Genomic DNA, 9,280 nt, shown 5'->3' with positions numbered 1-9,280 from the left:
AATGTGGCCAGTCCTTCGATCCCCAGTCGCACTCGACAAAGATCTCGTACCGTCTCCGGAGAAAATTCCGGCACCTGTACAGCCCGGTTCGGCAACGAGATAAAGGCTCTAAGCGCGACTAGGCGACGAACTGCTTCCCGAACAGGCATCGGACTAGTCTCGAACTGGGCGGCGACCTCCCGGATGATGACACTTTGACCTGGAATGAACCGTCCTGCCATCACGGCAGTCGACAACGACGCGTAAACCCTATCGTGCATCAGGGCTGGTTCGATCGGCCGCATAATTCGGTCTGGCTTGGCTTTTGGAATTTCAGTCATGCTGCACGCTCTTCGCGTTGATCGATCAAATAAACTGTTGAATCCATAGGTCGGGTTGACCAAGACATTGAAGGGGGTAGGATAGTTTAATGCGCACTCTTTTTAATGCACACTCTTTCACGGCGCGCACCCCACGGGAGTGGATAGAAGCCGAATTGAAGGCTCTCGCCAGAACGATTTTCGTTGGCGAGAAGGGCGCCTCCCCTATTTCATATCGGGCGTTATCAATTTAACTCGCGTTCAGGGATTTGCGGCATAGACCGATGGCATGAACACCGCGACCATCAAGCGCCATCTTTTCCCGCCGCAATTCCCTGAACGCGAGTTGAATCGATAACGCCCATCCGCCCCTTCGCTCCCGCCCCATTACAGGACCTTCGTCACGAATACGGGTCGATCCACCCCAACTTCCCATCGGTACTCTCGCCGCACGGTGGTGTTCCGCTTGTGCTTCTCCCTCGGCATCAGAAAGCTGGTTTCTGCAGTTCCGCAACGACGCGTCATCGAAGGGTTTGCTTGCGCTCTATCTTCCGGATGCCTACCTGCCCCAGATCATGTCCGCGGCTTCTGCTTTCTGCAGCACACTATGGACGGGCACTAGCTATGTCTCGGATTGAAGCACAAAGCTGGGTGACCTCTTCCAGACTGTGGTCCGCAGTCAGGCATACGCGCAAAGCAGCCTTGTGCCGGGGCACCGTCGGATAAAATGCTGCGGCCACATAAAAGCCGCGCCGCAATAGCTCTGCTGCCGTATCCACCGCTGCCCGAGACTCACCAATCGGGACCATCCGGATTGGCATTCCGTCACCTGACGATTGCGTCGGCATTTTATCGTCAAAAGCTTGAACAACCCTACTCAGGCGGGCCTGGCGCTCACCCAGCTCCGCAGAACGATGAATTTCTGCTGATGCTAAGGCACCTGCAATTCCGGCCAAGTCTGGTCCCATCGAGAATGCATGCGGGACGGCGTAACGTCTAAGGAGTTTCTCCTGCTCTTCCGTCCCAAGCATGAGAACACCGCCAGTCACTCCGAAGCCTTTGCTCAAAGAAGCCGCGATGATTGTGTTTTCGCCTAGATCTGTGATTTGGGATTTGGCATATCCTTGGCCATGCCTTCCCCGGATTGAGATGCCATGCGCATCGTCGATGTAGATGAATAGCCCATAACGTTCTTGGAGGCGCAAAAGCTCACCGATGGGGGCATTTCCGCCCATTGAATACACACCATCGCATATGTAGGCGACGCACGTGTGTTCCCGACAAATACCCTCCAGTTCCTCAATGTCGTTGTGCCTAATTTGCAGAACCTCGGCATCTTCGGCCATAACAGCCTTGTGGTATGCCAAAGTGGCATGAGCAAATCGGTCGAACACCAGTACCGGCTTGCGTCCTCGGGTGAAAGCCCCGCATGCGAGTAACGGAAGCGCGCTCATGTTCGCCGTTAGAACCAACGAGTATACGACAACCCGAGCATCGAAAAGTTCAGATAAGCTGTATTCGAGATCTCGGGTTAGCGAGAAATTCAATCTCGTGCGGGCACCTGACCACTGTATCGAGCGATATGACGCTAATGCTGCTATCGCAGCATCCACGATCATCGGATGGTTATCAAGCCCGAGATAGCTGCCTCTTGCGAATTCTATAACCGATCGTCCTGACTCGAGCTCCACGTGTCGCTGCTCAAGCGAGCGGGCATATAGTGTCATTATTCCTTTGGAGTACGCATAGTCGAAATCTGATCTGGACTTCTCAATAAGGCTTGCAAGACTACGAAATCTCTGCTTCTTCACAGCACTCTCCGTCAAACTGACCATAATATAATTTACGTTTGTTCATCATCGGCAACCCCCGCTACGTAGCCAATGTGTCCCTTCAAAGTCGTGCCAACTTTGCACAAGGGGAGGCTGCGGCTCCTCTTTTGGCTGGTGCGCCCGGCTATTGCGAACGCGCTGATCACAGTCGGAAGTCCGAGAGTCCTACTCGGAAGCCAGCCCGCCATCGGCTTCAATCCTGGTCCTCACAGTCCCTCAGCAGGCCTACTCGCGAAGCTGGTGTTGTCGCCAGGAACCTTTCGAAGACATCGGCTATCTTGTCGATTTCGGCATCAGACATTGCCGTCGATAGCGAGGCCGAAGTGTTGGCATGAAGAAGGATACCCTCACTGCGGAAGAAACGGCTTATTGCTTTCAACGTGCCTGCCTCATCCGTCGACGGGTAGGCTTCGCGATAGTCGCGCGGAAGCGCTTGTTTGGGGTGGATGCGAAAGAGCGACGCTGCGCCGCTGATGACATAGGGAGCCTGATGGCGGCTGATGGCGGCGGCGAGTGCAGTGCGGAGCCGTTTCCCCATTTCCTCCAGGCGGGCGAATGCTACTTCGGTCAAGGCTTCCATACTGACGCGACCGGCGACCATTGAGATAGGATTTGCCGAGAAGGTGCCAGCCTGCGCCACTTTGGCCCGTCCGGCCGATCCGTCGAAGACGCTCATCACGCGGCTCGATCCGCCAATGGCACCGATCGGGAATCCTCCACCGATGATCTTGCCGGCGGCGATCAGATCGGGCTTGATACCGTAACGTGCGGAGGCGCCACGATAGCCTTGGCGAAGATTGAGCACTTCGTCGCAAACGACGAGAATGCCATGTTGGCGCGCGGTTTCGACGATAGCAGCAATGAAGTCAGGATCAGCCGGGATAAGGCCACCGCCGCTCGGCATTGGATCGAGCAGGATACAGGCTAGGCGATCGGCGGCAGCTGCGATCCTGCGACGCGCACCGTCGGCATCATTGAACCGAAGAATGAGAACCTCGTCGGCGACCGATGTCGGTGTGCCTGCATAGGCCGGCACGGCGATAGGCGCATCCGGCGATCCCCATGTTGCGGGCGTACCTCCCAGGTCCGCCTCGGCCCAGTCATAGGAGCCGTGATAAGCGCCTTCGGTCTTGGCAATGGCCGGGCGTCCGGTGAATGCGCGCGCCGCCTTGACGGCGAACATCACCGCCTCAGTGCCGGTGTTGACGAAGCGAATTTGTTCAACCACCGGAATGCGGTCAACCAGCAGTTCTGCCAGGTCGATCTCATGAGCGGTCGGATTGGAAAAGCAGGTGCCGTCGCGAAGGAGACGCGCCACAGCATCAAGCGCAGGAAGAAAACCATGCCCATGGATCAGCGTAGTGAAATTGTTGTTGAGATCCAGAAAACGTTGTCCGTCAACGTCAATCAGATAAGCGCCGTCACCTTTCAGGATGTAGCGCGGCGTCGGATCGCGTTCAACCGTAGCACGGGTAATGCCACCCGGAAAAACCGAGCGACCTCGAGCAAACAATTTGTTTGATTGTGGGCCAAGCAGAGTAGCGTTGGGTGCGGTCTCGAACTTTTTCGGCATTCAGATCTCCTGACAGTATCGCTTTTCTTGTATTTCAAAGCAATCAAGACGGTTTAGCTGGTTGGTCGATCAACGCTACTTCCTCCTCACTCGACGGACCACGCCACGCCGGCCCTGCCATTCGCGGATCAGCGCATCGAGATCGGCTGTCTCGACACGGACTGCCTCAATTCCCTCGGCCGCAACATAATCGTACTGAGCTGGATTAGGCGACAGGACAATTGAATGAAGACTAAGTTGCAGAGCTTCTTGCGTATAGCGGACCATTATACCTTGAGCCTTAAACCAGGATCAGCGCTCTTCTTGCCATTGCCATTGCCATTGCCGTTGCCGTTGCCGTTGACTCCGACGTTGCGTGGGGTGCGGCGGCCCGAGCCTGCTTCGCCAAAAGCTTTTTCAGCCGTGCCTGATCTCGGACCTTGTCGTGAACGTACCATTGTCAGCGATTTGCGGTCGCAAAGATGTTGTAAAGTTACTTGAAGGATTTGTTCGACACCTCGAAAAGGTTCTGTCGCAAAGATCGAAACGGGACAAAAGATGGCAGGAATCGGGGTCGGCGTTCTATGCCGTGAGGATGGCTAACTGCTCGGCGATTGAGGGGCTAGGATTGTAGNCGGGATTGGGGTGTCGAGAGCACGCATGGCGGGCAGGCCGAAGTATCTGATGAACTGTTCGAGTTGTTATCTGGCCGCCCCCTTGCCTGGTTGCGCTTCGAGCGCGGATCCGTAGTTGTCGTGTAGCCCGCCGGCTCCCAAGGTTGCTGAACCTGGAAAGGAGCCGGGAATGAGAATCATTGCCCTTGATGTCCACCGATCATTCGCCCAAATGGCAATCTTTGGAGAAAGGCAAAATCCGGAATGCGGGGAGGATCGATCTCGAAGGCAGCCGCCTGTTGCAGTTCGCCATGAAGCTCAAACCGGATGACGAGATCGTCATCGAGGCGACAGGCAATACAAGTGCGACCGTGCGATTATTGTCGCCTTTGTGGGTCGGGTGTGGTCATAGCCAATCCGATCCGGTCCGGGACATCGCCTGGGCCAAGGTCGAGACTGACAAGATCGACGCGGCAGCGCTGGCGAAGGTTCATGCGAGAGGATTTCTACCCGAAGTGTGGATGCCGGACGAGGAAACCGAGACACGTCGTCGCGTGGTAGGGGAACGAACGCAGCTCGCCTCCCAGATGACGCCTCTCAAAAACCGAATCCATTCGGTTCTGCAGGAATCTGATCCACCCTACAAAGGCTCACCGTTCTCAAAACGCGGCAAGGTCAGCTAATGGCTCAGCCGCTCGCCGAGGATCAGCGGCGAGTCGTCTTTCGCCATGACGGCGAACTCGAACGCCTTGGCGGAGAACTTACACAGGTGTGGACAAAAGCCTCCCACAGACGGCACTCCAGGAGCGACGAGCCAAGCGTTTGATGACGATCACCGGCGTGGATGTCACGGTGGCATGAGTATCGTGGCAGCCGTCACGACATTGAGCGGTTCTCATCGCCGGAAAAGCTCGTCAGCTACTTCGGATTCAACCGTAGGAGTCTAGTCCCGGCAGTTGCTGGAGCGGACTGAGAAGCGTTCAGGCCGCGTGGCCCAAGCCGTTGCAGGTGAACTCATAGGGCGTGAGACCTTTGAGGGTCTTGAGCCTGCGGCAGAAGTTGTAGGCCGAGGCGAAGTCGGCAAGGTGCGGGCGGAGTTGAACGTGGCTCTCATAGTAGAAGCGCCTGACGGTCGCATCCTTGATGGTCCGGTTCATCCTCTCGACCTGGCCGTTAGTCCACGGGTGCCTTGTCTCGGTCGTCCGCTGTTCGATGTCGTTCCTGGCGCATGCGTATTCGAAAGCATTGGCGCGGAAGAGTTCGCCAATTGCGATGGCCTCCTTGATCAATGGCACGGCCGAGCCGCCGGCGCCGGGGGTGGTGAACTGGATGCCGTAGCACCTACGGAATGAAGGAGCGATGGGAGCCGAGACAGCGGTGCCCGCCGCTTTTCGCTGCAGGCGCGCACCGGTCGTACGCACTACCTGCCGCTGTATTTTCCCGAGATCGATCGCTTCCGGGAAACAGCCGCAGCGTTCTTCGCCTTCTCCATGCCTTTCCGACGCCAGCAAGCATCACGGCGCAGACGAAAGAGGAGTTTGTGACAGCATCGTGGGATGTCGTCGGCCGCAAGGTCAGCAACAAATTCCGATGGATATTTACGAGACGGCGCGCTCATCGATCGGACTGCCGCTGCCGCTTGACGCGCCTGCCATTCGCAGGTTCCGGATGGTCATTGACGAAGCGTCACGCTGCCCTGCGGCGCCCCGGCCGCTCCGATCGTGGCCGTGCCGAGTTGGCTGCGCAAGGCGGTCGAGGCGGCGCAAACCGTTGAGGATGCTGCCCTTGCCACCGGCGCGGCCATCGCCGTGCTAGATGCGCGGTTGTCCGCCGCGACGAAAAATGGACCGGCGCCTGTCGGCAGCGCCTCGCGCTCGCCGTTGCCGCGGCACGGCGCGACAGGCGGGTCGCGTCAAGGCTGAAGGCCGGCACAGGATGCCGTTTCGACAACTCTTTCGGCGATTGAGATAATCTCCTTGAGTTCCGCCTCACTCGTTAACAAGCTACGGGACGAGGCCGAGAAAGTCGTCCCGCGAACGCCTGAAGCCTGCAAAGACGAGAACTCGAAGCTGAAGAACTGCTCGAAGCCTCGGCACTAGGACTACCAGAGGCCGACGTCATGATGATGGAAACGAGAGAATCATCAGATGTCTATCGAGATAGAACTTCTGGACCGGCTGCTTGCCGGCCGTGATCCGAAGAGGTGTTTTCTACGGACGGTCTGCTCGCCGCCGGTTTAATCCGAACCCTATCTGGCCAACCAGGTTCTCAAGTCTCGCCGCGTGATCAGCTCCTTGCTAATTCGCGTGGAGCCGTTGTAACGCCTCCTTCAAAGAAATTCATAGACTCTTAGCAAATCCAAACCGCCGTGAATGGTACGCTTACCTCATCTGAGGTCAGTAGACCAGAAACGTGGTGCTTAAAGGCAATGGCAAGAGCGCTGATCTGGGTTGTTCGGGACACGGCGACGATCAGCCCAAAGCAAACACATGTTTACCTAACGACTGCCGCCAGAGGCTGGTCGCCGGGATCCCTACAACGAAAATTTCGTTCGAACCTGCGGAGACGCCCAATGACAAAGTCAGTGGGACGGGTATCCAGCTTGATGCTGACCCATGATGACACTGGTCAGTCGCCTACGCACGGCAGGGCATTTTGATGGGCCTTTGCGTGCCTGCGGACCTAATTGTCTGCGAAGCTAGCGGAGATTCTGGGTCTGCGTCGCGAGCGGGTTGTGCGACACGTCCGGCTGCTCGCCAGACCCGACTTTTGCTGGAACAAACAACCACGGTGGCGCTCGTACCATGTCAAAGCAGGATGCAGCGACGGCGGGGGGATCCAATTATTGGTCGATCTCCTGCCCTATGGCGACGGCTATCATAAACAGGACCTGCAGCGGTTCGAAGCGGCACGATACACGCGGCCGAAGGGGACCGCATGCTTAACCGTGAAATAGATCGATCCAATTGGAGCGCGAAGCTACCATGGACAACTCCGCCGACCTCCATCGCGCAGCCCGACACCTACGGGCGGTCTTCCTTGGCCGCGGCTGATTGCCCCGTTCACGAGCTGCTTCTGAGACAGGAGCGGCAGGAGCGGACGCCCCTCAAGCTCATCGCCTCTGATCCCTGGACTCACCGACCGGTGAGACCGGCTGATCCAGGCCCCAACCTAACTCCAACACCTGCAGCGAGGACATTCCATGCCCAGGCAGTTCGTGTTCTCTTCCGAATCCGTCGGCGCGGGACACCCGGATAAGATGGCCGACAACATCTCGGATGCCAATCCTCAGCATCGATCCCAGGGCGAGCGTGTCTTGTGAAGTATTGGTGAAGACAGGAATGGTCGTTCTGGCTGGCGATATCACCAGTGACGCGCAAATCGCTTACAGCCAATTTGCGCGCGATACGACTGTCAATATTGGATATGATAACGACGATATCGGCTTTGATGGTGGCCTTGCGCCGTCGTTCTGGACTGAGCGGCAATACAAATGGTCGGTATTTTCTGCGGTGTCCCGCAAGCTTTGGAGTTGCTTCGGGTTTGCCAGGAAAGTTCTAGAGGAGCGAAGTATTCTATGAAGATCATTGGCATTACGATGTGGCAACTCGATCTGTCACTGACAAAGCCCTATTGGTTATCCGGTGGCCGCCTGAAGTTCGAAAAACTCGACAGCACCTTTGTGAGGGTTGATACCGATGCGGATGTGTCTGGTTGGGGGGAAGGCTGCCCTTGGGGCAGCACCTATCTACCCGCCCATGGTCCCGGGATCAGGGCGGGTATCGCCACACTAGCGCCCTCATTGCTGGGACAGGACCCGAGGTCGCTTGAAGCGATCAACCGGACAATGGATATGGCGCTCCCCGGCCATCTGTATGTGAAGTCGGCCATCGATCTGGCCTGCTGGGACATCTTGGGAAAAGTCACCGGGATGCCGCTATGGCGATTGCTCGGTGGAACTACCGCAGATCCGGTCGCAGTTAACTCTTCGATTTCCACCGGCACTACCGACGAGATGATCAAACTCATAAGGGATGCGTATTCAGAGGGGTATCGTACACACTCTGCCAAGATAGGAGGTAGCGATCCCGTCGCGGATATTGCGCGTATTCAGGCGATTGAAGCGGCGCTGAAACCGGACGAGAAGGTTACCTACGACGTGAACCGCGCCTGGTTCCCGGCGGTTGCACTCCAGGTACTGAACAACGTGTCCCTACGCGGCTGGATAGAACAGCCTTGCGAGACGGTACAGCAATGCGCTCAGGTTGCCCGACGGGTAAAACAGCCGATCATGCTTGATGAGTGCCTTCATTCTTTTGAGGACCACCTGCAGGCTTGGCGCTTAGATTCCTTTCAGGGCGCCAAGGTCAAGCCCAATAGAGTAGGCGGTCTAACCAAGGCTAGGCAGGTTCGGGACTTCGGTGTCTCCGTGGGTTGGCAGATGCACATTGAGGATGTCGGAGGTTCGGCGTTGGCAGATACTGCGGCAGTCCATCTCGCATCATCGACTCCTGTCGCCAATAGGTTGGCCAGCTGGCTATGCCATCATCACCTTGCTGCCGACCCCGTTCCGGGCCAGGGAGCAAGGAATGTCAATGGTTTTGCTGCGCCGCCGACAGCGCCGGGGCTTGGCGTGGAGCCGGACGTCGCCGCACTCGGGGCGCCGGCATCAGTTTTCAAGTAACACTTCTATGAGCTCGCTAACGAGCACGCGCGTCGTGGTGCGAACGGGGCATGGTGGATTCGGTACACTCGAGTTCCGGTCGTATGGCCGAGCCTGGAACCTATTCCATGAGTGGCCGGAAAGAATCTGAGTACCATGCTGTGCGCCTTTTGATGGTAGTGTGCTGAGAGTTCTGCAAATTCGCTGAGAGGGGGCGGTCATGGCAGGCTGGTGATTGTTCACGTCACTGATTCCCGCGAAGGAACGCCGCCATGACCAAGACTGAAGTTAAGACCGCCAGCGCTGCCGTCAAAGACATT

At 57.2% G+C, this 9,280-nt stretch carries 5 protein-coding genes and 3 pseudogenes; 4 read left to right on the top strand and 4 right to left on the bottom strand.

From position 1 onward, the window contains the following. The 3 genes from X733_RS1000000169200 to X733_RS136740 form a co-directional block, all read right to left on the bottom strand. On the bottom strand, positions 1 to 320 hold a 320-nt coding region (locus tag X733_RS1000000169200), incomplete at its 3' end, for a GntR family transcriptional regulator (RefSeq protein ID WP_155924305.1). Positions 321 to 904: 584 nt separating this feature from the next. After that, positions 905 to 2,110 carry an aminotransferase class I/II-fold pyridoxal phosphate-dependent enzyme gene (locus tag X733_RS136735; protein ID WP_348625883.1) on the bottom strand — a complete coding sequence of 402 codons (1,206 nt, stop codon included), beginning with the start codon at positions 2,108 to 2,110 and terminating at the stop codon, positions 905 to 907. A 214-nt stretch (positions 2,111 to 2,324) separates the two neighbouring features. Further along, positions 2,325 to 3,704, bottom strand: a complete 1,380-nt coding sequence (locus X733_RS136740; protein WP_023820428.1) for an aspartate aminotransferase family protein — start codon at positions 3,702 to 3,704, stop codon at positions 2,325 to 2,327. A gap of 802 nt (positions 3,705 to 4,506) precedes the next feature. On the opposite strand from X733_RS136740, the gene X733_RS1000000167445 reads away from it, so the two are divergent. Then, entirely contained in the window at positions 4,507 to 4,980 is a 474-nt protein-coding gene (locus tag X733_RS1000000167445; RefSeq protein ID WP_023820427.1) for a transposase, read from the top strand. A gap of 260 nt (positions 4,981 to 5,240) precedes the next feature. On the opposite strand, the pseudogene X733_RS01000000166970 reads toward X733_RS1000000167445, so the two are convergent. Then, positions 5,241 to 5,538, bottom strand: a pseudogene (locus X733_RS01000000166970) (integrase core domain-containing protein); the annotation flags it as partial. A 174-nt stretch (positions 5,539 to 5,712) separates the two neighbouring features. On the opposite strand from X733_RS01000000166970, the pseudogene X733_RS1000000171200 reads away from it, so the two are divergent. From X733_RS1000000171200 to X733_RS136755, 3 genes and pseudogenes are all read left to right on the top strand, one after another. Further along, positions 5,713 to 5,980: pseudogene (locus X733_RS1000000171200) on the top strand (IS110 family transposase); the annotation flags it as partial. Positions 5,981 to 7,499: 1,519 nt separating this feature from the next. Next, a pseudogene (locus X733_RS1000000171570) lies at positions 7,500 to 7,752 on the top strand (S-adenosylmethionine synthetase N-terminal domain-containing protein); the annotation flags it as partial. Between the two features lie 122 nt (positions 7,753 to 7,874). Beyond that, complete coding sequence (locus X733_RS136755) at positions 7,875 to 8,981, top strand: mandelate racemase/muconate lactonizing enzyme family protein (protein WP_023820423.1); 1,107 nt, start codon at positions 7,875 to 7,877, stop codon at positions 8,979 to 8,981. Positions 8,982 to 9,280: the final 299 nt, after the last annotated feature.

The organism is Mesorhizobium sp. L2C066B000 (genome assembly GCF_000502335.1).
Classification (GTDB): Bacteria; Pseudomonadota; Alphaproteobacteria; order Rhizobiales; family Rhizobiaceae; genus Mesorhizobium.
This window is presented reverse-complemented; position numbering and strand designations above follow the sequence as displayed.